At 72.0% G+C, this 23,352-nt stretch carries 23 protein-coding genes; 12 read left to right on the top strand and 11 right to left on the bottom strand.

Annotated features, from left to right (window positions below; translation table 11 throughout):
• Positions 1 to 110: 110 nt before the first annotated feature.
• The 3 genes from ddaH to ACFYO9_RS08720 form a co-directional block, all read right to left on the bottom strand.
• On the bottom strand, positions 111 to 887 hold the full coding sequence (gene ddaH, locus ACFYO9_RS08730) for a dimethylargininase (RefSeq protein WP_358777340.1): 777 nt from the start codon (positions 885 to 887) through the stop codon (positions 111 to 113).
• Between the two features lie 62 nt (positions 888 to 949).
• Positions 950 to 3,250: an excinuclease ABC subunit UvrA gene (locus ACFYO9_RS08725; RefSeq protein WP_358777339.1), complete on the bottom strand. Its 2,301-nt coding sequence runs from the start codon at positions 3,248 to 3,250 to the stop codon at positions 950 to 952.
• 9 nt (positions 3,251 to 3,259) lie between these two features.
• Positions 3,260 to 4,903 (bottom strand): ABC-F family ATP-binding cassette domain-containing protein, encoded by a 1,644-nt coding sequence (locus ACFYO9_RS08720; RefSeq protein WP_358777338.1) that lies wholly within the window; start codon positions 4,901 to 4,903, stop codon positions 3,260 to 3,262.
• 346 nt (positions 4,904 to 5,249) lie between these two features.
• Here ACFYO9_RS08720 and ACFYO9_RS08715 point away from each other — a divergent pair, with 346 nt between their 5' ends.
• A complete protein-coding gene (locus ACFYO9_RS08715; RefSeq protein ID WP_358777337.1) occupies positions 5,250 to 5,942 on the top strand; it encodes a GPP34 family phosphoprotein in 693 nt (230 codons plus the stop codon).
• A 38-nt stretch (positions 5,943 to 5,980) separates the two neighbouring features.
• Here ACFYO9_RS08715 and ACFYO9_RS08710 read toward each other — a convergent pair whose 3' ends face one another.
• The gene (locus tag ACFYO9_RS08710) at positions 5,981 to 6,397 is read right to left on the bottom strand and encodes an SsgA family sporulation/cell division regulator (RefSeq protein WP_358707110.1); all 417 of its coding nucleotides are present in this window, start codon (positions 6,395 to 6,397) and stop codon (positions 5,981 to 5,983) included.
• Positions 6,398 to 6,619: 222 nt separating this feature from the next.
• Between ACFYO9_RS08710 and ACFYO9_RS08705 the strand changes: the two genes are divergently transcribed.
• Entirely contained in the window at positions 6,620 to 7,729 is a 1,110-nt protein-coding gene (locus tag ACFYO9_RS08705) for a YCF48-related protein (RefSeq protein ID WP_358777336.1), read from the top strand.
• On the opposite strand, the gene ACFYO9_RS08700 is transcribed toward ACFYO9_RS08705, so the two are convergent.
• The 3 genes from ACFYO9_RS08700 to ACFYO9_RS08690 all read right to left on the bottom strand — a co-directional run bounded on the left by ACFYO9_RS08700 (position 7,726) and on the right by ACFYO9_RS08690 (position 9,749).
• On the bottom strand, positions 7,726 to 8,025 hold the full coding sequence (locus ACFYO9_RS08700) for a YciI family protein (protein WP_358777335.1): 300 nt from the start codon (positions 8,023 to 8,025) through the stop codon (positions 7,726 to 7,728). The genes ACFYO9_RS08705 and ACFYO9_RS08700 overlap by 4 nt on opposite strands.
• 10 nt (positions 8,026 to 8,035) lie before the next feature.
• Positions 8,036 to 8,449 carry an ATP-binding protein gene (locus tag ACFYO9_RS08695; RefSeq protein WP_355814182.1) on the bottom strand — a complete coding sequence of 138 codons (414 nt, stop codon included), beginning with the start codon at positions 8,447 to 8,449 and terminating at the stop codon, positions 8,036 to 8,038.
• 127 nt (positions 8,450 to 8,576) lie between these two features.
• A complete protein-coding gene (locus tag ACFYO9_RS08690) occupies positions 8,577 to 9,749 on the bottom strand; it encodes a PP2C family protein-serine/threonine phosphatase (RefSeq protein ID WP_358777334.1) in 1,173 nt (390 codons plus the stop codon).
• A gap of 114 nt (positions 9,750 to 9,863) precedes the next feature.
• Between ACFYO9_RS08690 and ACFYO9_RS08685 the strand changes: the two genes are divergently transcribed.
• The 6 genes from ACFYO9_RS08685 to ACFYO9_RS08660 all read left to right on the top strand — a co-directional run bounded on the left by ACFYO9_RS08685 (position 9,864) and on the right by ACFYO9_RS08660 (position 14,696).
• Positions 9,864 to 10,364 (top strand): MarR family transcriptional regulator, encoded by a 501-nt coding sequence (locus ACFYO9_RS08685; RefSeq protein WP_355814177.1) that lies wholly within the window; start codon positions 9,864 to 9,866, stop codon positions 10,362 to 10,364.
• A 251-nt stretch (positions 10,365 to 10,615) separates the two neighbouring features.
• A complete protein-coding gene (locus ACFYO9_RS08680) occupies positions 10,616 to 11,497 on the top strand; it encodes an STAS domain-containing protein (RefSeq protein ID WP_358777333.1) in 882 nt (293 codons plus the stop codon).
• A complete protein-coding gene (locus ACFYO9_RS08675) occupies positions 11,494 to 11,901 on the top strand; it encodes an STAS domain-containing protein (RefSeq protein ID WP_355814171.1) in 408 nt (135 codons plus the stop codon). The genes ACFYO9_RS08680 and ACFYO9_RS08675 overlap by 4 nt, the downstream gene beginning before the upstream one ends.
• Before the next feature lie 127 nt (positions 11,902 to 12,028).
• Positions 12,029 to 12,412 (top strand): anti-sigma regulatory factor, encoded by a 384-nt coding sequence (locus ACFYO9_RS08670; protein WP_355814335.1) that lies wholly within the window; start codon positions 12,029 to 12,031, stop codon positions 12,410 to 12,412.
• A complete protein-coding gene (locus ACFYO9_RS08665; protein WP_358777332.1) occupies positions 12,409 to 13,413 on the top strand; it encodes a SpoIIE family protein phosphatase in 1,005 nt (334 codons plus the stop codon). The genes ACFYO9_RS08670 and ACFYO9_RS08665 overlap by 4 nt, the downstream gene beginning before the upstream one ends.
• A complete protein-coding gene (locus tag ACFYO9_RS08660) occupies positions 13,410 to 14,696 on the top strand; it encodes a PP2C family protein-serine/threonine phosphatase (RefSeq protein ID WP_358777331.1) in 1,287 nt (428 codons plus the stop codon). Before ACFYO9_RS08665 ends, ACFYO9_RS08660 begins: the two co-directional genes overlap by 4 nt.
• Here ACFYO9_RS08660 and ACFYO9_RS08655 read toward each other — a convergent pair.
• Both ACFYO9_RS08655 and ACFYO9_RS08650 read right to left on the bottom strand, forming a co-directional pair.
• Positions 14,668 to 16,113: an SPFH domain-containing protein gene (locus tag ACFYO9_RS08655; protein ID WP_358777330.1), complete on the bottom strand. Its 1,446-nt coding sequence runs from the start codon at positions 16,111 to 16,113 to the stop codon at positions 14,668 to 14,670. The genes ACFYO9_RS08660 and ACFYO9_RS08655 overlap by 29 nt on opposite strands.
• 118 nt (positions 16,114 to 16,231) lie before the next feature.
• Positions 16,232 to 16,747, bottom strand: a complete 516-nt coding sequence (locus ACFYO9_RS08650) for a hypothetical protein (protein ID WP_358707126.1) — start codon at positions 16,745 to 16,747, stop codon at positions 16,232 to 16,234.
• A 180-nt stretch (positions 16,748 to 16,927) separates the two neighbouring features.
• Here ACFYO9_RS08650 and nfi point away from each other — a divergent pair, with 180 nt between their 5' ends.
• Both nfi and ACFYO9_RS08640 read left to right on the top strand, forming a co-directional pair.
• Positions 16,928 to 17,635, top strand: a complete 708-nt coding sequence (gene nfi, locus ACFYO9_RS08645; protein ID WP_358777329.1) for a deoxyribonuclease V — start codon at positions 16,928 to 16,930, stop codon at positions 17,633 to 17,635.
• Between the two features lie 58 nt (positions 17,636 to 17,693).
• Positions 17,694 to 19,148, top strand: coding sequence for a glyceraldehyde-3-phosphate dehydrogenase (locus ACFYO9_RS08640; RefSeq protein ID WP_355814153.1), 1,455 nt, complete (start codon positions 17,694 to 17,696; stop codon positions 19,146 to 19,148).
• A gap of 63 nt (positions 19,149 to 19,211) precedes the next feature.
• Here the strand turns inward: ACFYO9_RS08640 and ACFYO9_RS08635 are convergent, their stop codons facing one another.
• Together ACFYO9_RS08635 and ACFYO9_RS08630 are read right to left on the bottom strand one after the other, a co-directional pair.
• Positions 19,212 to 20,423 (bottom strand): saccharopine dehydrogenase NADP-binding domain-containing protein, encoded by a 1,212-nt coding sequence (locus tag ACFYO9_RS08635; RefSeq protein WP_358777328.1) that lies wholly within the window; start codon positions 20,421 to 20,423, stop codon positions 19,212 to 19,214.
• Between the two features lie 104 nt (positions 20,424 to 20,527).
• Positions 20,528 to 20,977 carry a DUF523 domain-containing protein gene (locus tag ACFYO9_RS08630; RefSeq protein ID WP_355814147.1) on the bottom strand — a complete coding sequence of 150 codons (450 nt, stop codon included), beginning with the start codon at positions 20,975 to 20,977 and terminating at the stop codon, positions 20,528 to 20,530.
• Between the two features lie 145 nt (positions 20,978 to 21,122).
• Here ACFYO9_RS08630 and ACFYO9_RS08625 point away from each other — a divergent pair, with 145 nt between their 5' ends.
• A complete protein-coding gene (locus tag ACFYO9_RS08625; protein WP_358707136.1) occupies positions 21,123 to 22,310 on the top strand; it encodes a CaiB/BaiF CoA-transferase family protein in 1,188 nt (395 codons plus the stop codon).
• Complete coding sequence (locus tag ACFYO9_RS08620; protein ID WP_355814142.1) at positions 22,310 to 23,335, top strand: LLM class F420-dependent oxidoreductase; 1,026 nt, start codon at positions 22,310 to 22,312, stop codon at positions 23,333 to 23,335. Before ACFYO9_RS08625 ends, ACFYO9_RS08620 begins: the two co-directional genes overlap by 1 nt.
• Positions 23,336 to 23,352: the final 17 nt, after the last annotated feature.

The raw sequence follows: 23,352 nt of genomic DNA, 5'->3' as shown, positions 1-23,352 counted from the left end.
GTGCACTACCTACGGTCTCGTAGGTTACGTTGCCGTAGGTTAAGCCCGCCGTAAAGGCCTCCCGGCCCGCGGGGTACCACTCACCAAGGCAGGGAAGGCCTCATTGCAGGTCAGGCGTACAGTCCGCGCAACCGAACTGAGAGGCACGTCACACAGCCCTCCAGCCGCTCGAACTCGCTGATGTCGACGGGAACCGGGTCGAACCCGAGGTCGGCGAAGAGCTCCGCGCTCTTCGGTGCGCTCGCCGACATCAGCAGATCCGAACCGCCGAGCAGCACCACGTGCGCCCCCGCCTCCTCCGGTACGGGCAGGAAGCGGGGAAAGAGCGCCGCGCTGTCGACCAGCGGCTCGTAGCCGATGACCGTACCGTCCGGCAGCGCCGTCACCGCCGACTTCAGATGCAGGACACTGGCCACCGGCACGGCGACGACCCGCGCCCCGAGCGGCTCGAAGACGGCCCGCAGCTGCCGCACCCCCTCCGCGTTCGTCCGGCCGCCGCGCCCCACGTAGAGCGTGTCGCCCACCTTCAGGACGTCGCCGCCGTCGAGCGTGCCCGGCTCCCACACCCAGTTGACCGAGCAGCCGAGCCGGGCCACCGCCTCCTCGACACCCGGGGTCTCGCCCCGCCGGGCCGCGGCGCCGGAGCGGGCGATCAGCGCCACGTTGCGGAAGACGACCACGGCGTCCTCCACGAACACCCCGTCCGGGCAGTCGTCGGCGGGCTCCACCTCGAAGGTCTCCCAGCCGTGCCGGTTCAGCGCCGCCACGTACGCCTCCCACTGGCCCACCGCGAGCCGCACGTCGACCGGGGTGCGTTCCAGGTGGGTGACCAGGCCCTCGGCGAGGCGCGGGCTCGGGCGGCGGATCAGGGCCTTCTTGCTGGGCACGGGCGGCTCTCCTCACGCGGGCGGGGCGCCGCCGCCCTCACCGGGCGGCGCCGTGCCGCACATCATGCAGCGCGCACCCGGCCCGGGCCCAGGGTGCCTCGCAGATGCTCGGCCGTGAACGACCCCTCGGCCCGCAGCAATTGCGCGGGCGTCCCCTCGAAGACGATCCGGCCGCCGTGCTTGCCGCCGTCGGGGCCGAGGTCGATCACCCAGTCCGCGTGCTTGACGACGTCGAGGTTGTGCTCGACGACGAGCACCGTGTTGCCCGCGTCGACGAGCCGGTCGAGCAGCCCGAGCAGCCCGTCGACGTCCGCCATGTGCAGGCCGGTGGTCGGCTCGTCCAGGACGTACGTGGTGCCCGTGCGGTGCAGCTGGGTGGCGAGCTTGATGCGCTGGCGCTCGCCGCCGGAGAGGGTGCTCAGCGGCTGCCCGAGCGTGAGATAGGTGAGGCCCACGTCCCGCAGGGCGCGCAGCCGGCGGTGCACCGCCGTGTCGTCGAAGCGCGCGAAGAACTCCAGCGCCTGCCCGGCGGTCATCTCCAGGACGTCCACCACGGACCTGCCGCCCACGGTGAGCCGCAGCACCTCGTCCTTGAAGCGCCGCCCCTCGCACGCCTCGCAGGTCGTGGTCACCGGGTCCATGAACGCGAGGTCGCTGCAGATCACCCCACGACCCTGACAACTCTCGCACGCACCATGGGAGTTGAAGCTGAACAGACTCGCCTTCGCGCCGGTCCCGCGCGCGAAGAGCCTGCGTACCGTGTCCATGATCCCGAGGTACGTCGCCGGGGTGGAGCGGCCCGAGATGCCGATGGACGACTGGTCGACGACGACGGCGTCCGGATGCGCCGCGGTGAACGCCGACACCAGCGTGCTCTTGCCGGAGCCCGCGACCCCGGTGACCGCCGTGAGCACCCCGGTCGGCACCCGCACGCTCACGTCGCGGAGATTGTGCAGGCCGGCGCCCTCGACCCAGCGGCCGCCGACCGCCTCGCGCGGACGCTCCTTGATGCCGGTGGCGCGCCGCAGGTGGCGTCCGGTGAGGGTGTCCGCGTGCCGCAGTTCCCGCGGGGTGCCCTCGAACACGACCAGGCCGCCGCCCGCGCCGGCCGCCGGGCCCATGTCGATGACGTGATCGGCGACCGCGATCACGTCCGGATCGTGCTCCACGACAAGGACGGTGTTGCCCTTGTCGCGCAGCCGCAGCAGGAGGTCGCCCAGGCGCCCCACGTCACGCGGGTGCAGGCCGACGCTCGGCTCGTCGAAGATGTACGTCATGCCGGTGAGGCTGGAGCCGAGGTGGCGCACCATCTTCAGGCGCTGTCCCTCGCCGCCGGAGAGCGTGGACGTCTCGCGGTCCAGACTGAGGTAGCCGAGCCCGATCGCCTCGATCCGCTCCAGCGCCGTGATCGCCGCCCGGGCGATCGGGGCCGCCACCGCGCCCTCGACGCGGCCCAGCTCCCGGATGAGGTCGGTGACCTCCATGCGGGTGCAGTCCGCGATGCCCAGGCCGTTGACGCGGGTGGCGAGCGCGGCGGGGTTGAGGCGGGCGCCGTCGCAGGCCGGGCAGGTGTCCTCGGTGAGGAAACCCCGCACCAGGTCGCGGGTCCGCTGGGCGAGGGCGGAGAGGTCGCGGTTGAGGTAGAGCCGCTCGAAGCGGTCGGCGAGCCCCTCGTAGTCGATGTCCCGTGCGCCGCCGGTGTTGTTGACGTTGACCTTCCTCCGCCGGCCGCCTCCGCGCAGCAGGAACTGCCGCTCGGCGTCGGTGAATTGACCGACCGGCTTGTGCGCGTCGAGGTCGGGCGTGTTCGTGTACGTCTGGCCTTGCCAGGTCCCCGCGGCGAACGGCGGGAAGAGGATCGCGCCGTCCGCCAGGGACTTGGCGGGGTCGAGGATGCGCCCGTAGTCGGGCCGCACCGTACGGCCGAGGCCGTCGCAGGCGGGACACATGCCCGCCGGGTCGTTGAACGAGTACGCCGTGGCCGGACCCGCGCTCGGCGTGCCGTGCCGGGAGAACAGCACCCGGATCACCGCGTAGATGTCCGTCATCGTGCCCACCGTGGACCGGGAGTGGCCGCCGACCGGCTTCTGGTCGACGACGATCGCGGGGGAGAGCTGCTCGATGGCGTCCGCGTGCGGCCGCTCGTACTTGGGCAGCCGGTTGCGGACGAAGGAGGGGAACGTCTCGTTCAGCTGGCGCTGCGACTCCACCGCGATCGTGTCGAAGACGACCGACGACTTCCCGGACCCCGACACCCCCGTGAACACCGTGAGCCGGCCCTTGGGGATGCGCAGGCTCACGGCGCGGAGGTTGTTCTCGCGGGCTCCGTCGATGGTGATGTGCTGGTGTGTCTCCTGGTCCATGCTTCGAAGCTAGGCGGAATACCCGACAGCCTCTGTCTTCTTTTCCTGCGTGATCTCCTTCAGCTCGCCGTCCAGGAGCAGCCACCGCGTGATGCCGATGGACTCCAGGAAGGGCAGGTCGTGACTGGCCACGATCAGCGCGCCCTCGTACGACTCCAGGGCCGTCGAGAGCTGCTGCACGCTCGCCATGTCGAGGTTGTTGGTCGGCTCGTCGAGCATCAGGAGCTGCGGCGCGGGCTCCGCCAGCAGCAGCGCCGCGAGCGCCGCGCGGAACCGCTCGCCGCCCGAGAGGGTCGCCGCTCGCTGATCGGCCTTGGCTCCCTTGAACAGGAAGCGGGCCAGCCGCGCCCTGACGCGGTTGTTGGTCGCGTCGGGAGCGTACGCCGCCACGTTCTCGGCGACGGTCAGCTCGCCGTCGAGCACGTCGAGGCGCTGCGGCAGGAAGCGCATCGGCACATGGGTGAGCGCCTCGCCGGAGACCGGCGCGAGATCGCCCGCGATCGTGCGCAGCAGCGTGGTCTTGCCCGCGCCGTTGCGTCCGATCAGCGCGATCCGCTCGGGGCCGCGCAGCTCGAACTCGCCCTTGACGCGGGCGCCGTAGCACAGTTCGAGGTTGCTCAGGGTGAGCACGGTGCGGCCCGGGTGGACCAGGGTCTGAGGCAGGTCGACGCGGATCTCGTCGTCGTCCCGCACCGCCTCGGCGGCGTCGTCCAGACGCTCCTTCGCGTCGGCGAGCCTCTCCTCGTGCAGGATGCGGTGCTTGCCCGCCGACTCCTGGGCGGCCCGCTTGCGTGCTCCGATCAGGATCTTTGGCTGGCTCCTGCTGTCCTGGATCTTCTGGCCGTACCGCTTGCGGCGGGCCAGTTTGACCTGGGCGTCGGCCAGATCGCGCTTCTGCTTCTTGAGGTCGGACTCGGCGACGCGCAGCATGCGCTCCGCCGCCTCCTGCTCGGTGGCGAGGGCTTGTTCGTACGCGCTGAAGTTGCCGCCGTACCAACTGACCTCCCCGTCCCGCAGATCGGCGATCTGGTCGACGAGGTCCAGGAGTTCACGGTCGTGGCTGACGACGACCAGGACGCCCGGCCATGCCTCGACGGCCGCGTACAGCCGCCGACGGGCGTACAGATCAAGGTTGTTGGTCGGTTCGTCGAGGAGCAGTACGTCGGGTCGGCGCAGCAGCAGGGCGGCGAGGCGCAGCAGCACCGACTCGCCGCCCGACACCTCGCCCGTGGTGCGGTCGAGGTCGATGTGGCCGAGCCCGAGCTGGTCGAGGGTGGCGACGGCGCGCTCCTCGACGTCCCAGTCGTCGCCGACCGTGGTGAAGTGCTCCTCACGCACGTCACCCGCCTCGATGGCGTGCAGCGCGGCACGGGTCGCGGCGATGCCGAGCACCTCGTCGACGCGCAGGCCGGTGTCGAGGGTGACGTTCTGCGGCAGACAGCCGACCTCGCCGACGACACGCACGGTGCCCTCGGCGGGGGTGAGCTCCCCGGCGATCAGCTTCAACAGGGTTGACTTTCCTGAGCCGTTGACGCCGATGAGCCCGGTCTTGCCGGGTCCGAACGCCACCTGAAGGCCGTCGAGGACGGTGGTGCCGTCGGCCCAGGCGAAGGAGAGCGACGTACAGGTGATGGAGGTGGGGGAAGATGACATACGGGCCTCGCGGTCGCGTGGTGGGAAGCGTGGTCAGGGGCAACGCGTTCGAGACACCGCGGCGGTAAGGAGGCCGGAAAACGGGAAAAGGCCTGCGCCGGGGGACGGGACGGCTCGAATGCCGAGGTCGCACGCGACGTACACGACAGCGCGAAGCTGCGTGACGCGGTGTCTCATGACCTCAGACGAGCAACGTCCTACTCCTGTTCGACGGCTACAGAACCGATCGAAACGGTAGAAGGCGCCCGGGACCGTGTCAACGTCTTATCGTGAGGGACGATCGTGAGGGCCCCGCCCGTCGTGCCCCGCCCGGCACGCGGACCCCGCCGCAGCACGAGGAGGCGCCGTGCACTTCGAAACGCTGTCCCTGCCCGCCAGGCTGTTCCTGCTGTCCTGGCACCCGGAGAAGCGCAAGTTCTCCGGCGGCCCCGATCTCCACCTCACGGTCCGCGCCGGAGCCCTCGCCGAGCTCGCCGGGCGCGGCCTGCTCGTCGAGGCCGACCGCGTCGTCGCCCCGGCCGCCGTCGGCGACCGCACCGGCGACCCGGTCCTCGACGCCCTCCTCGAACTCGTCGAACAGTCGCGCCCGCGCACCTGGCGCGGATGGATCACCCACCGCTCCCGCGCCACCCTGAACGCGGTGCGTGCCGACCTCGCCGCCCACGGTTATCTGCGCGAGGGCCGCCGACGCGTCCTCGGCCTCTTCCCCGCCCGCCACTGGGAGCTGGAGCGGGTGGGGTACGCCGAGGCGCTGCACGCGGAGGCGCTCGCCGTGCTGCGCGGCCCGCGTCCGGTCGAGGAGGTCGACGCGGGCGAGGCGGCGCTCGTCGTCTGCGCGGCCACCGGGAAGCTGCGGTCCGTCGTCACCGGCAAGGACCGCAGGCGGTACAAGGACCGGCTCGCGGAGCTGACCGACCGCGCCGGCGGCGCCGCACCGGAGTCGCGCGCGCTCATGCGGGACCTGCGCAGGGCGCTGGCCTCGGCCGTCGCGTCGGCCGAGGCGGCACGCTCGTCCGGCGGTGGCGGCGGGGGCGGCTGACCAGGGCCGCTCTCGTTTCCCCCGGGCTCAGGCCCGCGTCAGCACGCGTCCCGCATCAGCTCGGCGAGGTCGTGGTCCAGGTCGACGTGGCGGTGCTCCTGGCCCGTCGGCACCAGCGCCGTCGTGCGCTGCAGGAATCCCCGCAGCTCCCCGGTGCGGATGTGGACGATCGCGGTGCCCTCGGGGGCGTGGAACTCCACGACCGTGCGGTCGAAGCCGTACGGGCGCACGCGCACGTCGCCGTCGCCCACCGCCCGCTCCACGCCCTGCGTGAGCAGCTCACGGGCGAAGGTCCAGTAGACCTCGACGCCCTCCAGGGTCGCGGGCGCGGGGAAGCTCATCCGTACGGCGAAGGGGTCCTGCCGATCGTAGTGCAGGGTGGCGGGGATGGTCGGCATCCGCGGTGCGGCGGCGACCAGGCGGGCCTCTACGGCTTGCTCGATGACGGTGGACAACGCCTGCTCCCTCACTGACTGCTGGACGACTCGGGTCGGCACTTGACTAGACGACGGAAAGACGGGATCCGTGCACACGGAGGGCGGGTCGGACGGAGTGACCTCTGTCACCGCGACACCGTGGCGCGGCCCGCGGTTCCCGGCGCCCGTCGTACGGGGGAGCCCTTCAGGCCATCTGGACGAGGCTCCGCGCGTCGGCTAGCTTCGCCCGCCATGAGGGGCATGGGGAAGACGAAGCCGACGAGGCGGACGATGTTCACGGGACTGTGCGCGGCGGCGCTCGCGGGGGCCGTCCTCGCGGCGCCCGGCAGCGCGCGGGCGGCTGGTCCCGCGGGGCCGGATCACCGGTCGGACCACGGTCCGCGCTGGCAGCTGAAGGAGAGCGGCACCGACGCCCGCTTCCGCGGGCTCGCCGCCGTGAGCCGGCACACCGCGTGGGTGGCCGGGACCAAGGGGACGGTGCTGCGCACGTCCGACGGCGGCAGGACATGGCGCGAAGTCTCCCCGTCAGGCGCCGCAGATCTGGAGTTCCGCGACATCGAGGCCTTCGACGGGCGCCGCGCCGTGGTCCTGGCCATCGGCGAGGGCGAGGCCTCCCGGGTGCTGCGCACCGAGGACGGCGGGGCGACCTGGACGGAGTCCTTCCGCAACACCGACGCCAAGGCGTTCTACGACTGCATGACCTTCTTCGACCGCCGCCACGGCCTCGCCATGAGCGACCCGGTCGACGGCAAGTACCGCGTCCTCTCCACCGCCGACGGCGGCCGCTCCTGGAAGGTGCTGCCGAACACCGGCATGCCCGCGGCGCAGGAGGGCGAGGCGGGGTTCGCGGCGAGCGGCCAGTGCCTGGTCAGCTCGGGGCCGCGCGACGTGTGGCTGGCCACGGGAGGAGCGGCGCGCGGGCGTGTCCTGCACTCCGCCGACCGCGGGCTGACCTGGACGGCCACCGACGCGCCGATTCCGGCGGGCGACCCGGCCCGCGGCGTCTTCGGGCTCGCCTTCCGCGACCGTACGCACGGCATCGCGGTCGGCGGCGACTACCGGGCCGACCAGCCGTCGCCGAAGGCCGCCGCGGTCACCCGGGACGGCGGCCGGAGCTGGGACCCGGCCGGACGGCCGCCGCCCGCCTACCGCTCGGGGGTGGCCTGGTTCCCGTACAGCCGCTCCACGGCCCTCGCGGTCGGTCCGACGGGCACCGACGTGACGACGGACGGCGGCCGGAGCTGGCGCACGGTCGACACCGGTTCGTACGACACCGTGGACTGCGCCCGGGACCGGGGCTGCTGGGCCGCCGGGGAGAAGGGACGGATCGCCCGCCTGGAGCGACGCTAGGCGGGCAGCTCCTCGCGGTACCCGGCGAGTGCCGGGGCCGTCTTCGTCGCGTAGAACTCGGTGATGCGGTACTCGCAGACCCCGGCCAGCACGAACGGGTCCTTCGCGATCAGCTCCTCGATCACGCCGCGGTCCTCCGCGACGGCGAGGATCACACCGCCGTCGCGCGGGTTCTTGCGGCCCGACGCGATGAAGACACCGCTCTCGTAGTGCTCTTCGAGCCAGACGATGTGGGCCGGCAGCTGCTCGTCGACGGCGGCGAGCGGCGCGATGTAGGTCAATTCGAGAATGAACATGATCGCGAGGCTACCGCGCCAGTTCCGCCCGTATCGTCTTGCCGGTCGGGTCGAGCGTGACGCCGACGGCTCTGGCCAGCTGCTGGACCATCGGCCAGCCGAAGCCGCCGGTGCCGCCCCGCAGATCGGGGGCGCGCTGCTGCGGCGGACGCGGATCCGCGTCGGACACCGCGACGGTGATGACGTCGTGCTGCGCGTGCAGGCGCAGTGAGCACAGGGCGCCGCGGGCGTGGCGGACCACGTTGGTGACGAGCTCGGAGACCACGAGTTCGATGCTCGCGGCGTTCTGCCCGTCCACGGCGGGGCTCAGCCCCTCGACGAAGCCCCGGGTCAGCTCTCGGGCGTCGGCGACCGCCGCGGGGTTCTTGTCGAAGGTGGCCGTTGCCGGCGGTCCGGTGTCGAGCGGTATGTGCTGTGTCCGCATGCGCCTCCTCCTTCAGCGGCTTCGGCTGCACCGAATCGGTGGCCGTACGAGAAGAACTCCTGCCCGAAAAGTGGCGCATTCAACGCGCCGGTGCGCAGGAGAAATGCCCGGGGCATCGCGGCGCGGGTCAGGAGGGGGACCGCCCCCGCCAGTCGAGGCAGACGATCATCGCGTCGTCGTCGGCGTCGATCGGCCCGCGGTACCCGGACAGTTCCTTGAGCACCGCGCGCGGGACCTGTGACGCGGGCAGCAGCCGGGTGCTGGTCATCGCCCTGCTGAGGGCGCGCTCGCTGTAGCGCTCGCCCGTCGGCGAGGCCGTGTTGTAGACCCCGTCACTGACGAAGAGGAGCCGGTCGCCCGGCCGGACGTGGAAGCGTTCGACGGAGTACGGGGTGTCCTCGGCCATGCCGAGCGGCAGTTGTGCGTCCAGTTCGACGGGTTCGGGCCGCCCGTCGCGCAGCCGCCACATCTTCGGCGAGCCCGCGTCGATGATGTCCGTTTCGCCCGTGATGAGATCGAAGCGCAGCAGCAGGACCGAGAGATGGACCGCGCCCTGGTGGTGTCCGTAGATGGCCTGGTCCGCCAGGCAGGCCTGGTCGGTCAGGGACAGCCCCGCGCGCCGCGCGTTGCGGGTCGCGTTCACGGCCAGGTTGGTGAGCAGGGCGGCCTGGATGCCCGTCCCCATGCCGTTGGTCACGGTGAGGGTGAGGTGGTCGGCCGAGGTCGACCAGTCGAAGTTGTCGCCGTAGATGGCGTACGCCGGTTCGAGCTGGGCGCCGATGTCGTACTCGGGGCGGGAGCAGGAGCGGCCCGGCAGCAGCTGCCACTGCATCTCGGCGGCGAGGGTGAGCCGGTCGGCCCGCCGGGCCTGGAGGTAGAGGTCGGTGTCGCGCTCCGCCACGACGATCTCGTGGCCCAGCACCTCGGCCACGTCCGCGAGTTCGCGTACGGTCCCGGAGTCGCCGGCGGAGGCGGGCAGGCGCACGGTGAGGATGCCGATGCGGTCACCGCGGACCGTGACGGGCAGGTGGATGGTGACGGGATCTTCGGGACCCTCGGCCTCGACGTGGGGTTCCTGGGATCCGAACGCGCGGCCGGGCGCGCTGGTGTGGACCGGTACGGGGGCGGCGGTCCGGGGGAGGGCGTCGACCGGTTGCAGTATGGTCAACGCGTAGTCGGCCATCAGCAGATCGACGGAGCCGGCTCCGTAGTGAACAGCGAGCGCCTCCCTGACCGTTTCCAGGAGAGCGTGCGGTGCGGATCTGCGCAGAGCGCGTTCCACGGCCGTAAATCTGTCCACTTGTCTGGTACCACCTGTTCCGGTTTGTGACCGTGATGTGAGCTTGTGAAGGAGCCGTGGCCCACCATGCCTCAGCGACTGACAGGGCCACTGCGAAGTGTCACAGTTGAGGACATGGATGCCGAAACTTCCGTCGCGGGCGACCAGGATGCCGCCACGCATGCTGCCCGGGAAGTCATCGAGCTGCTCGAGGTCCTGTGGAGCAGGGGGCGGGACATCACCCCCACCGCACCGGTCTCGTCGTCACAACTGCGCGTGCTGTACGCCCTGGACGGTGCCGAGGGGATCAACCTCCGCACCCTCGGCGAATATCTGGGGTCGGCGCCGTCTTCGGTGAGTCGTATGTGTGACCGCCTTCACGCCCTGGGTTTCATCGAGCGGTCCCTCAGTTCAGCCAGTCGCCGCGAGCTCGAACTGCGCTTGTCGAGCCGGGGAGAAAATTACCTCAACGAACTGCGCGCCCGCCGGGAAAGCGCCCTGCTCGAAGCCATCTCGGCGATGCGCCCTTCGGAGCGGTCCGCCCTGGTGAAGGGGTTGAGCGGCTTCCACCGGTCGGTGGAGTGCACCGCGCCGCGTCCTCGGCCCGGCGTCGGCCGCCCCGTGGAGTCGGCCTGACCCCCATTCGGGGCACCCACCTGATCGCGTGGGTTTACTTGCGATGTATCCAGGTACTTGCACACGGTCGTGATGGACCGAGAGCTGTGAGGCTGAGGTGAAGGATGGGCCGTGACCTGGTGGGAGGCCGGATCGCGCCCGTCGAGGGGGCTGGTCGTCCAGGCAGTTGACGCGATGTGACCGTGGGTGCAGAGTGATCGGTTCCCTCGGTTAACATTTGCCGTGCGACAACAATTGCTAAGGTGGATGGAATGAACACCAGTGAACCCGAGGCCCGGTTGCGCGTCATTGCCGCCCTGCGTGAGCAGGGCGAGAAGGTGGCCGATCGCTGGGTCCGGCTCCAGTCGGAACAGGCGGTCCTGGAGACCGGCATCAGCGAGGCCGAGCTGCACGAGGAAGCCGACTCCCTCGTCGACGCGCTGCTCGCCGGCCTGGAGTCCGACCATCCGGTGCAGCATGTCGTGGTCAAGCACCAGGGCCTGCGCCAGGCCGTGACGGATCTCTCGCTGCGCCGCGCCAGAGGAGGCGCGAGCCCCACGGCCACGTACATGGCCGTCCTGGCGCTCAAGGAAGCGCTGTTGGAGGCCGTGCAGCAGGACACGCGTGACGTCACCGCGCTCTACCAGGCCGCACTCTTCGTCAACCGCCTCCTCGACACCGCGGGTGCCACCTCCTTCGAGATGTTCGTCGACGGCCGTGAGGAGATCATCCGTCGGCAGAGCCGCCAGCTCCTCGAGGTGTCCACCCCGGTGGTGCGCATCTGGGACCGCGTGCTCGCCGTGCCGCTGATCGGCACGCTGGACACCACCCGCACCCAGGTCGTGATGGAGAACCTCCTGGAGGCCATCGAGCGCGACGAGGCGCAGGTCGCCATCATCGACATCACCGGTGTCCCCACCGTGGACACCGCGGTGGCCCACCACCTGATGCAGACGGTCAACGCCGTACGGCTGATGGGCGCCGACTGTGTGATCAGCGGCATCCGCCCGCCCATCGCCCAGATCATCGCGCAGCTCGGCATCGACCTGTCCGCCATCCTCACGCGCGCGACGCTGGCCGACGCCCTCGCCGCCGCCATCCCGCTCCTCACGCACCACCCGGAGCAGCGGGCCTCTCTCACGGATGCGCGGTGAGCGGCGACTTGAGCGGCGTACCGATCCTGCGGCTCGGTGACGTACTCGTCACCGGTCTGCTCAACGAACTGGACGACAAGGCGGCCATCGCCTTCACCGAGGAACTGACCCAGCGCATCGTCGCCGACCGGGCCGGCGCGATCCTGATCGACATCTCACGGCTCGAGATCATCGACTCGTTCGTGGCCCGGACCCTGATGGAACTGACGACCACGGCACGACTGTTGGGGGCCCGGGTGATAGTGGCCGGCATGCGGCCCGCGGTCGCGATCACGCTGGTGGAACTGGGGCTGCAGCTCTCCGGTGTGGAGACCACGCTCAATGCGGAGCAGGGGATGATCGCGCTGGGCTGGCAGCCCGCCTCACGATCTCCCAAGGGGAGTCCCGTTGTCCCTCTACGGTGACCTGGAAAACCTCGAAGGAACGTCGACGGTTCCCGCTCCCGCCCGCGCAGGCCGGCTGTCGGCGCACCGGCCGGGGAGCGCGCCGGGCGGTCCCGCCGAGGGCGAGAACGTCCGTACCGAGCACACCATCCGGGCCGAGGAGGACCTGCTCGCGGTGCGGCACGCGGTACGGGAAGCGACCCTGCGGGCCGGCTTCGGCCTGGTCGACCAGACACGCATCGTCACGGCCGCCAGCGAACTGGCCCGCAACGCCTACGTGCACGGCGGTGGCGGCACCGTGACCCTGGAGATCGTCGGGCAGGGCGAACGCCGCGGACTGCGGCTGTCCGTGAGCGACCAGGGGCCGGGCATCGCCGACCTCGACCGGGCCTTCACCGACGGCTACACCACCGGTGCCGGGCTCGGCCACGGACTGGGCGGCGCGCGGCGCCTGATGGACGAGTTCACGGTACAGAGCGCACCCGGCCGGGGCACCACGGTCACGGCGGTGCGCTGGAACGGACGCGCGTGAACGCCGCCGTCGCAGCGCGCACTCTGCACATCGCGATAGACCATCCGAGCGCCGTGCAGAGCGCGTCCGACCAGGCGCGTGCGGTCGCGCGCGAGATGCCCGGCGCGCTGCCCGACCAGGCGGCCGTGCTGGCGAGCGAGCTCGCCAGCAACATCATCAAGCACGCGCGCAACGGCGCCCTGTTCGTGCAGCCCTCACCGCTCGGCGCCGGGCTCGACGTCATAGCCGTCGACTGCGGCCCCGGCATGCCCGACATCGACCTGAGCCTGCGGGACGGGTACAGCACCACCGCGACGATGGGCGCGGGCCTGGGCGCCGCGCGCCGCATCGCCACCGACTTCACCATCCGCTCGGAGGCGGGCCTCGGCACGCTCGCCCACGCCCGGCTCGCCGAACCCGACGCGCAGCGCGTCCCGTCCGCCCCGGGCGCGCTCTGCCTGCCGGCCGACGGGGAGGACGCCAGCGGCGACGGTTACGCGATCGCCGACCACGACGGCATACGGACCGTGCTGGTGATCGACGGCCTCGGCCACGGCCCCGAGGCGGCCACGGCCGCCCGGCGCGCCGAGCGGACCTTCCTGGCCGACCCGGCCGCCCCGCTGGTGGACCTGCTCACCGCACAGCACAAGGCGCTGCGGCACACGCGCGGGGCCGCCGTGACCGCCCTGCGCATCGCCGGGAACCGGGCCGAGCACTGCTCGGTCGGCAACGTCCGCGCGGTCGTCCTCTCCCCGCGGGGCGTCCACCACCAGCTCACCGGGCAGGCCGGCATCGTCGGCTACACCCTCCCCGCGCCCAGGAGCCGGTTCGTGGACCTGACCCCGCACACCACCGTGGTCGTCCACACCGACGGGATCGACCACCGCTGGGCGTACGACCCCACCGACGCGCGCCTCAAGCTGCCTCCGGTGCTGCTCGCGGCCTCCCTGACGCACACCCACCGCCGTCGGCGTGACGACGCCACCATCCTGGCCCTCGGCCCGCACCTGGGAATGAGATGACCCGCGAAACCGTCCGTACCCTCAAGGCCCTGCGGCAGACCGTACGGAGCATCGCCCTGGGACACCGGCTCTCCGCCGACGACCGGGCGCGGCTCGTCCTGTCGCTCAGCGAGGTGGCCGCGTCCGCTCTCGGCGGCGGCCGTCCGGTCACCGTGCTGAGCGGGCGCGAGAAGGGTGAGGACGGCGCCCACCGGCTGACCCTCGCCCTGCGCCTGCCCCAGCAGGGCACGGAGTCGCAGGTGTCGACGGACCGGCTGCCGCTGCGCGCACGGACGCAGCCGGACGGCACGTTCGTGTGGGACCTGCCGCTGCCGTCCGGTGCGGCATACGGCCACGGCGTGCCGTTCACCGGACGCCCGCCGGCCACGGCGGCCCAGCACGGCGCGAGCGATGTGGCGCTCCTGGAGGAGGAGTTGCGGGCGGCGCTGGCCCGCGCCGACTCCCTGGCCGACGAACACCAGCGGCTCAAGCACGAACTGGCCGAGACCAACAGCGGGGTCCTCGCCCTGTACGTACAGCTCGAAGAGCGCGACGAGCAGCTGCGCACCGCGCACGGCCGCACCCTGCGCGCCCTGGAGGACGCGCTGCGCCCGAGGCCCCTGCACGTCGACGGCCTCGAACTGGCCGTGCACTACGCCCCGGCCAGCGACGACGCGCCCACCGGCGGTGACCTCTACGACTGGTTCACGCTCCCGGACGGCACGGTGCACATCACCGTGGTCGACGCAATCGGCCACGGCATCACCAGCACCCGCACCGCGCTCACCGTCACCCACGCGGTGCGCACCCTCGCCCTCGAGGGCCACCCGCTGGAGAGCATCGTGGCGCGCACGGACACCGTCCTGGCGCCCTTCGACCAGAACGTGATGGCCACCCTGCTCCTCGCCCGGCTCGACCCGGCCGACGGGACGCTCACGCTGGCCAACGGCAGCCACCCGCCGGCACTGCTCGCCCATGCGGACGGCGGCGCGTCCTATCTGGAGGTGCGCGGGCGCGGCATCGGCTTCCCGCTGCCCGGCAGCGACCGTGTCCTGACCGCCACCATGGGCGAGGACGACGTGCTGCTTCTCTACACCGACGGCCTCACCGAGAGCCGGCGGGACCCGATCGAGGGCGAGGCCCGGCTCAAGAAGGCGCTGTGCCGGCACCGCCGTGGCCCGACCGAGCTGATCCCCGGCCTGCTGGCCGAGGACCTGCTCAGCGACGTGCTCCACCAGGACGACACCCTGGCGATCGCGGTGCGGCGCACGGGGGTCAGTCGGTCACCTCGATCCGGCCGTTGACGGCGGCCGGGGCCGGGGCCGGGGCCGGGGCCGAGGTCGGGGCGGCCTGCTTGCCGCCGGTGAGGTTCTTCAGGAGCTCCGCGAGGTCGACTCCCGTGGTGGAGTTGAGGAGTTCGACGCCCTGGGCGACGTTGTCGGCCACCGTACGGGACAGTTGGCTCGCCCCGTCCGTCGAGATCACCGTCATCTTGTCGACCGCGCTGAGCGGCTCGGACGCCTTGGCGACGACGCTGGGCAGGACCTCGACGAGCATCTGCAGCACGGCGGCGTCCCCGTACCGCGTGAAAGCGTCCGCCTTCTTGTGCATGGCCTCCGCCTCCGCGGAGCCCTTCGCGCCGATCGCGGCGGCCTCGGCCTCGCCCTCCAGGCGCACGGCGTCGGCCAGCGCGGCGCGGTGCGCCTTCTCGCCCTCACCGGTGAGGCGGGCCCGCTCCGCGTCGGCCTCGGCCTGCTTGACCAGACCGATCCTGCGGGCCTCCGCCTCCTGCTCGGCCTGGTAGCGGGCGGCGTCGGCCGGCTTGCGGACCTTGGTGTCCAACTCGCGGTCGGTGAGGGCCGCCTGGCGCTGGGCCACCTTCTCCTGTTCGGAGAGGACGTCCTGCTGCCGCGCCGCCTCGGCGAGCGGCCCCGCGGCGCCGGCACGGGCCGCGGCCTCGTCCGTCTCGGCCTTGATCTCGGCCTGCTTGAGCGCGAACGTCCGCTGGGCGATCGCGATCTCCTCCTCGGCCTTCAGGCGCGCCTGCTCGGCGGCGCGGCGCGCCACCGCCTCGGCGATGTCCGCCTCCTGCTTGGCGCGGGCGGCCTCCGGACGGCCGAGGTCCTCCAGGTAGGAGCCCTCGGTGGTGATGTCCTGGATCTGGAAGGCGTCAAGGACCAGGCCCTGCCCGGACAGGCTCGCCTCGGCCTCCTCGGCCACCTGCCCGGCGAACGCGGCACGGTCGCGGATGATGTCCTCCACCGACATCCGCCCCACGATGGAGCGCAGCGCGCCGGACAGCACCTCCTGGGTGAAGCCGACGATGCCGTCCTGCTGTACCAGGAACCGCTGGGCCGCGGCCCGTATCGAGTCCTCGGTGCCGCCGACCTTGACGATGGCGACGCCTTCGAGGTTCGCCTTGACGCCGCGCAGGGTCACCGCGCCGCGCACGGCGATCGGGATGTGCCGCGAGGACAGGTCGAGCGTGAACTTCTGCTGGACGAACGGCACGACGAAGACGCCGCCGCCGACCACGACCTTCTGGCCGCTGTTGTCGGTCATGACCCGGCCGGTGTCCGGATCGGTGGACCTCTTGCCGCGCCGGCCGGTCACGATGAAGGCCTCGCTGGGTCCGGCGACCTTGTAGCGGGTGATGACGGCGAGCGCCAACAGGACGAGGAGTACGACGACTCCGACGACGGAGATCAGGACTGGACTCATGGTGCATTCCCCCCTGCCACCCGGGGACGGCAGATCGGTTACGTGATGGTGGTGCGGTCGGTCGATACGTGACGTGGGTGCCGGGCGACGAGCGGTGGGCGGGGTGCGGGGTGTGGGGTCAGCGCTCCACGGGCCGTACCGCCACCGACGTCGGCGACAGCGCCGCGTCGACCCAGATCTCGGTGCCGCGCGCCACGGCCGCGGAGCTGCGGGCCGCGAACTTCACGGGCTGGCCCGCGAGTCGGAGCAGGACCTCGCCGTAGCCGTCGGCCGGGATCGCGGTGACCACGGAGCCCGCGGTCCCCACCAGGTCGTCGCCGCGCGGGGTGCGGGCGGTCTGCTCACGCATGAGGACCCTGGTGAACTTCCAGGTCACCCAGGCCGCTCCGGTGCCGGCACAGGTCCCCGCGACGGCGGCCGGGCCCGCGCCCGCCCCGGTCGTACCGAGGACGAGCGCCCCGCCGAACCCGAGCATGGCGACGAACCCGGCGATCACCGGCAGCGAGAGGAGCCCGTCGAAGAGCCCGTCCAGCACACCGGCCCCCGCGAAGAGCCCTTCGAGCACCCCGTCGAGGACGAGCGAGAGCGCGAGCAGCACGATCCCCGCAATGCCGAGACCCAGAAAGACCGTCATCGGATCACTTCCCCCGTCGCGCCGTTCACCTCGGTACGGGGCGATGCTGACATGACGGACGGGCGCCGCACACTGCCGGGTTCCGGCAATCTTTACGCGTCTTTGATGCCGGTCGGGCGTGTCCACGACCGCTCACCGTACGAAGGGTCAGGCACCGCGCCGACTAGGCTGCCGCGCACTATGACCAGCCACAACGCCTTGATCTCCGACTGGCCCGCCGACGAGCGGGCGGCGCGCGCCGTCCAGGACGAGCTGCGTGCCCGCGTCGTCCTCGACGAGCCGGGCCCGCCGCCCGGCACCGGACATGTGACCGGGGTGGACGTCGCCTACGACGACGAGCGGGACGTCGTCGCCGCGGCGGTCGTCGTCCTCGACGCCGCGACCCTCGACGTGGTCGAGGAGTCCACGGCGGTCGGCACGGTGGCGTTCCCCTATGTGCCTGGCCTCCTTGCCTTCCGCGAGATCCCGACGGTCCTGGACGCGCTCGCCGGCCTGCGGGCCGACCCCGGGCTCGTCGTCTGCGACGGCTACGGCGTCGCCCACCCGCGCCGCTTCGGGCTCGCCAGCCACCTCGGTGTCCTCACCGGTCTGCCGACGATCGGCGTCGCCAAGAACCCGTTCACCTTCCGGCATGAGGACCCGGCCGACGCGCGGGGGAGTGCGGCGCCGCTGCTCGACGGCGCCGAGGAGGTGGGCCGCGCCCTGCGCACCCGGCAGGGCGTGAAGCCGGTCTTCGTCTCGGTGGGCCACCGCACGAGCCTGGCGGGCGCCTGCGCCCACGTCCTCGCGCTGACGCCCCGCTACCGCCTGCCGGAGTCCACGCGCCGCGCGGACGCCCTCTGCCGTGCCGCTCTGCGCGAGGCCGCCGGGGCGCAGGGCACCCGATGAACGATCAAAATCAGACCGGGTTAGCATATGAGCGCCGCCTAGCTCGAAAGATACTCCTGTGACTGTCAATGACGACTCGTTCACCAATTGGAAGCACCGCGAGGAGATCGCGGAGTCGATGATCCCGATCATCGGGAAGCTGCACCGCGAGCGGGACGTGACCGTCCTGCTGCACAGCCGCTCCTTGGTGAACAAGTCGGTGGTCAGCATTTTGAAGACCCACCGATTCGCCCGGCAGATCGCCGGCGAGGAGCTCTCGGTCACCGAGACGCTGCCGTTCCTGCAGGCCCTCACCACCCTGGATCTCGGCCCCTCGCAGATCGACCTGGCCCTGCTCGCGGAGGCCTACAAGGCCGACGACCGCGGCCTGACCGTCGAGCAGTTCACCGCCGAGGCCGTCGCCGGTGCCATCGGCGCCAACAAGGCCGAGCGCGGCGCGGGCCGCGACGTCGTCCTGTACGGCTTCGGCCGCATCGGCCGCCTCGTCGCCCGGCTCCTCATCGAGAAGTCCGGCTCGGGCAACGGTCTGCGACTGCGCGCCATCGTCGTGCGCGGTGGCGGCGAGCGGGCCGCCGAGGACATCGTGAAGCGCGCCTCGCTGCTGCGCCGCGACTCCATCCACGGTCAGTTCCAGGGCACGATCACCGTCGACGAGGCGAACGGCACCATCGTCGCCAACGGCAACGCGATCAAGGTGATCTACGCCAACGACCCGTCCGAGGTCGACTACACGGTGTACGGCATCAAGGACGCGATCCTGGTCGACAACACCGGCAAGTGGCGCGACCGCGAGGGCCTCTCCAAGCACCTGCGCCCGGGCATCGACAAGGTCGTCCTGACCGCCCCCGGCAAGGGCGACGTCCCGAACATCGTGCACGGCGTCAATCACGACACGATCAAGCCGGACGAGCAGATCCTGTCCTGCGCCTCCTGCACCACCAACGCGATCGTCCCGCCGCTGAAGGCGATGGCCGACGAGTACGGCGTGCTGCGCGGCCACGTGGAGACCGTCCACTCGTTCACCAACGACCAGAATCTCCTCGACAACTACCACAAGGCCGACCGCCGGGGCCGCTCCGCGCCGCTCAACATGGTCATCACCGAGACGGGAGCCGCCTCCGCCGTCGCGAAGGCGCTGCCCGACCTCAAGGCCCCGATCACCGGCAGCTCCATCCGCGTGCCCGTGCCGGACGTCTCGATCGCCATCCTCAGCCTGCGCCTCGGCCGTGAGACCACCCGCGACGAGGTCCTCGACCACCTGCGCGACGTGTCGCTGCACTCGCCGCTGAAGCGGCAGATCGACTTCACGACGGCGCCGGACGCCGTGTCGATGGACTTCGTCGGTTCGCGCCACGCCTCGATCGTCGACGCCGGCGCCACCAAGGTCGACGGCGACAACGCGATCCTCTACCTCTGGTACGACAACGAGTTCGGCTACTCGTGCCAGGTCATCCGGGTCGTCCAGCACGTCTCCGGAGTCGAGTACCCGACGTACCCGGTGCCGGTGCTCTGATCCCTCACCGGCCGAAGGGGCCCCGCACGGCGACGTGCGGGGCCCCCAGGTGCTTTCGCCGTACTAGCGCACCGACGCCACGCGGAACGACAGACCCGTGGCGCGCAGCCGCTCGATCAGCGCGTCGCCCATCGCGACCGCGGGAGTGACCTGGCCCGCCGTCTCCGGCAGTTCGTCGAGCGCCAGGCACAGGGCCGACTCGCCGAGCATCCGCGCCGTCTCGTCGTACCCCGGGTCGCCGCCGGACACCTCGGTGTACACCCGCTTCCCGCCGCCCTCGCCGACGAACCGCACCGAGAACCACGACGCGGCACGGCGCGCCTCGCTCGGGCCGTCCCCCGGCTTGAGCCGGTCGGACAACCAGCGCCGTACGGGCGACAGTTGGGCGACCGTCAGCAGTCCGGCGAGGCCGATCGGGCCGCCGAGGGCGACCGGGAGCGACTTCACGGCCGCGTAGTGCCGGTAGCGGAAGTCGGGTCCGTACCGGTCGATGGCCCGCGCCGAACGCTGCACCACCTGCGGGTCGATCGTCGGCAGCGGCAGGGCCCAGGCGCCGACCTCACCGGCGTACCGGGGCGCCCCCACGGGCGCGTACGCCGTGCGTCCCACCAGGCGCGGCTCGTGCTGCTTGCGCTCCTTCGCGGCGGCCAGCATCTGCCGCCCCCGCGCGAACTGGCCCAGCGCCGAGGCGAAGGTCCCGCCGGAGAACTGGGCGCCGACCCGGACGAACCCGTCGACGCGCAGCGGCACGCCCTCGGGCAGCTGCTTGACGGTGAAGTACGCCCCCAGGTCGTGCGGGACCGAGTCGAAGCCGCAGGAGTGCACGAGCCGCGCGCCGGTCTCCTGCGCGCGGGCGTCGTGCCGCACGTACATGAGGTCGACGAACTCGGGCTCGCCGGTCAGGTCCACGTAGTCGGTGCCCGCCTCGGCGCAGGCCGCGACCAGCTCCTGCCCGTAGGTCAGGTACGGGCCGACGGTCGACGCGATCACGCGCGCGTCGGCGGCCATCTCGCGCAGGGACGCGGGGTCGGCCACGTCGGCGTGGACCAGGGGGAGTTCGGCGCAGGCCGGGTCGATGGCGGCGAGCCGCTCCCGCAGCGCCTTCAGTTTCGCGGGATCCCGCCCCGCGACGGCCCAGCGCACGCCTTCGGGGGCGTGGCGGGCCAGATGTTCCGCGGTGAGCACTCCCACGAAACCCGTCGCTCCGAAGAGCACGATGTCGTACGCGCGATCACTGTTCTTGCCGTCGTGACTCTTGTTGTTTCCACCGGTCATGGCAGTCATGGCACCTCTCCGCCGTGCACCCCGTGCAGTTGTGGGTGGCCGAGGCTAGCGTGCGGGGAGCCGACGGCGGCCGGGAGGGCCCCACTCGACGGGCCTCACACCCCCGGCGCCGTGCGGACGGTGATGCCGTGCCGCTCGAACAGTGCCGCGGTGACCCCGTCGCCCGCCACCAGCTCACCCTCGAACGACCCGTCGTACACCGCGCCGCGCCCGCACGACGGGCTGCGCGGCATCAGCAGCGCCTCGGTGCACCCGGCGCGGCGCGCGGCCGCGAGCGCGCGCCGCGCTCCCGCGACGAACTCCGCCGTCACGTCGCGCCCGGTGTCCTCGACCACCCGCGCGGTGCCGTCCAGGACGTCGTGGCCGTCGCCCCCGACGAGCTCGGCGGGACGGCGCGGCGTCGGCAGGCCCCCTGCGGCCTCGGGGCAGAACGACACGACCGCGCGGCCGGCCACCGCCTCGTCGAGCTCGGGGGACGCCTTGTCGCGGCCGTCGTAGCGGCACGGGACTCCCCGCAGACACGCGCTGACCAGTACGGAATCCATGGCCTCAGGCTAGGCCCGACCCGGCCCGAGAGGGGCACGGGGCCGAAATTGGCTAAGCGCTTGCTCGTCAGGGGCTTGTGCGCGGTGGAACACGTTCTTAGCATCACTGGTGTTACATCAGTTGTGTCATAGTGCTGGGGGCTCAATGGCTGTGCCGGGCAAGGACGTTCACGGGCCGCTGGCCGGGGTGCGCGTGGTGGAGCTCGCGGGCATCGGGCCGGGCCCGTTCGCGGCCATGCTCCTGGCCGACCTCGGCGCCGACGTGGTGCGCGTGGACCGCCCGCGCGGCGGCGGCCTCGCGATCAACCCCGAGTACGACGTGACCAACCGCAACAAGCGCTCGGTCGTCGTCGACCTGAAGGCCCCAGGCGGCGCCGCACGCGTCCTCGACCTCGTCGACCGCGCCGACGTCCTCATCGAGGGATACCGGCCGGGCGTGGCCGAGCGTCTCGGTGTCGGCCCCGCGGAGTGCCACGCCCGCAACCCGAAGCTCGTCTACGGCCGGATGACCGGGTGGGGCCAGGAGGGTCCGCTCGCGCAGCGCGCCGGGCACGACATCGCGTACATCGCCGTCACCGGCACCCTCGGCATGATCGGCAACCCCGGCGAGCCGCCCGCCATCCCCGCGAACCTCGTGGGCGACTACGCCGGCGGCTCGCTGTATCTCGTCGTCGGCATCCTCGCCGCGCTGCATCACGCGCGCGTGCATGGCGCCGGGCAGGTCGTGGACGCCGCGATCGTCGACGGCACCGCGCACCTCTCCGCGATGATCCACGGCATGCTCGCGGCGGGCGGCTGGCAGGACCGGCGCGGCGCCAACCTCCTCGACGGCGGCTGCCCCTTCTACGGCAACTACGAGACCGCCGACGGCGGCCACATGGCCGTCGGCGCCCTTGAGCAGCAGTTCTACGACGAGTTCATCGGGCTCCTCGGCCTCGCCGACGTCGCGCCCGCCCGCAAGGACCTGGCCCGCTGGGGCGAGCTGCGCGAGGCGGTCGCCGCCCGCTTCAAGGAACGTACGCGCGAGGAGTGGACGGCCGTCTTCGAGGGCTCCGACGCGTGTGTGGCGCCCGTGCTCTCCCTGCGCGAGGCCCCCGGCCACCCCCACCTCGCCGCCCGCGGCACCTTCGTCGACCACGGCGGCATCACCCAGCCGGCCCCGGCCCCCCGCTTCTCCGCGACCCCGACCCAGGTCCGCACGGGCCCCGCGCAGCCCGGCGCCGACACCGCGGAAGTGGCCCGCGACTGGGACGTACCGGCCCTCGCGCAGCCGTCGCAGCCCGCTGAACCGTCGGAGGAAGCCGAGCCCGCGAAGGAACAGGAAGACCACTGATGGAGATCTCGGCACCGCTCGCCTACGCGGGCGACCCGCGCGAGGCGGCCGACGGCCTCGCCGCCCTGGAGTCCGCGGGCCTGGACGCGGTCTGGGTCGCGGAGGCGTACGGCTTCGACTCGCCCACGATCATGGGCTATCTCGCCGCGCGCACCGAACGCATGAAGATCGGCGCCGCCATCCTCAACGTGTACTCCCGCACCCCCGCCCTGATCGCCCAGACCGCCGCCGGGCTGGACGCGGTCTCCGGCGGGCGCGCGATCATCGGCCTGGGCGCCTCGGGCCCGCAGGTCGTCGAGGGCTGGCACGGCAAGGCGTACGACAAGCCGCTCGGCCGCACCCGCGAGACCATCGAGCTGACCCGCCGCATCCTGCGCCGCGAGGTCATCGACCACCACGGCATCACGGACATGCCGCTGCCCCCGGAGAAGGGCGGCAGGCTCGGCAAGCCACTGAAGATCCTCACCCGGCCGGTCCGCCCCGAAGTCCCGCTCTACGTCGCCTCCCTGGGGCCCGCCAACGTGACGATGACTGCGGAGATCGCCGACGGCTGGCTGCCCACCCTCTTCATCCCGGAGAAGGCCGACCAGGTGTGGGGCGCCGCGCTCGCGGCCGGCACAGCGCGGCGCGACCCGGCCCTCGGGCCGCTGCAGACCGTCGCCGGGGGACTGCTCGCCATCGGCGACGACGCGGCGGCCGTCCGTGACCTCGCCCGCCCGCAGATCGCCCTCTACGTGGGCGGCATGGGTGCCAGGGGCAAGAACTTCTACAACGACCTCGCGGTGGCCTACGGCTACGAGAAGGAGGCCGCGCGCATCCAGGAGCTCTACCTCGCCGGGAAGAAGAGGGAGGCCGAGGCCGCCGTCCCGGACGAGTTCTGCGAACTGATGTCGCTGTGCGGACCCGAGGGCTACGTGCGTGAGCGCGTCGAGGCCTTCCGGGCGGCCGGCGTCACCATGCTCGACGTCATACCCGTCGGCCCCGAGCCGGCCAAGTCGATCGAAACCGTCAAGGGCTGGCTCTAGCAGGGCTCGCTGGTTCA

Source organism: Streptomyces sp. NPDC005863 (assembly GCF_042871345.1).
Lineage (GTDB): Bacteria > Actinomycetota > Actinomycetes > Streptomycetales > Streptomycetaceae > Streptomyces.
The sequence above is the reverse complement of the archived record's forward strand: the minus strand, read 5'-3'. Positions and strand labels throughout refer to the sequence as shown.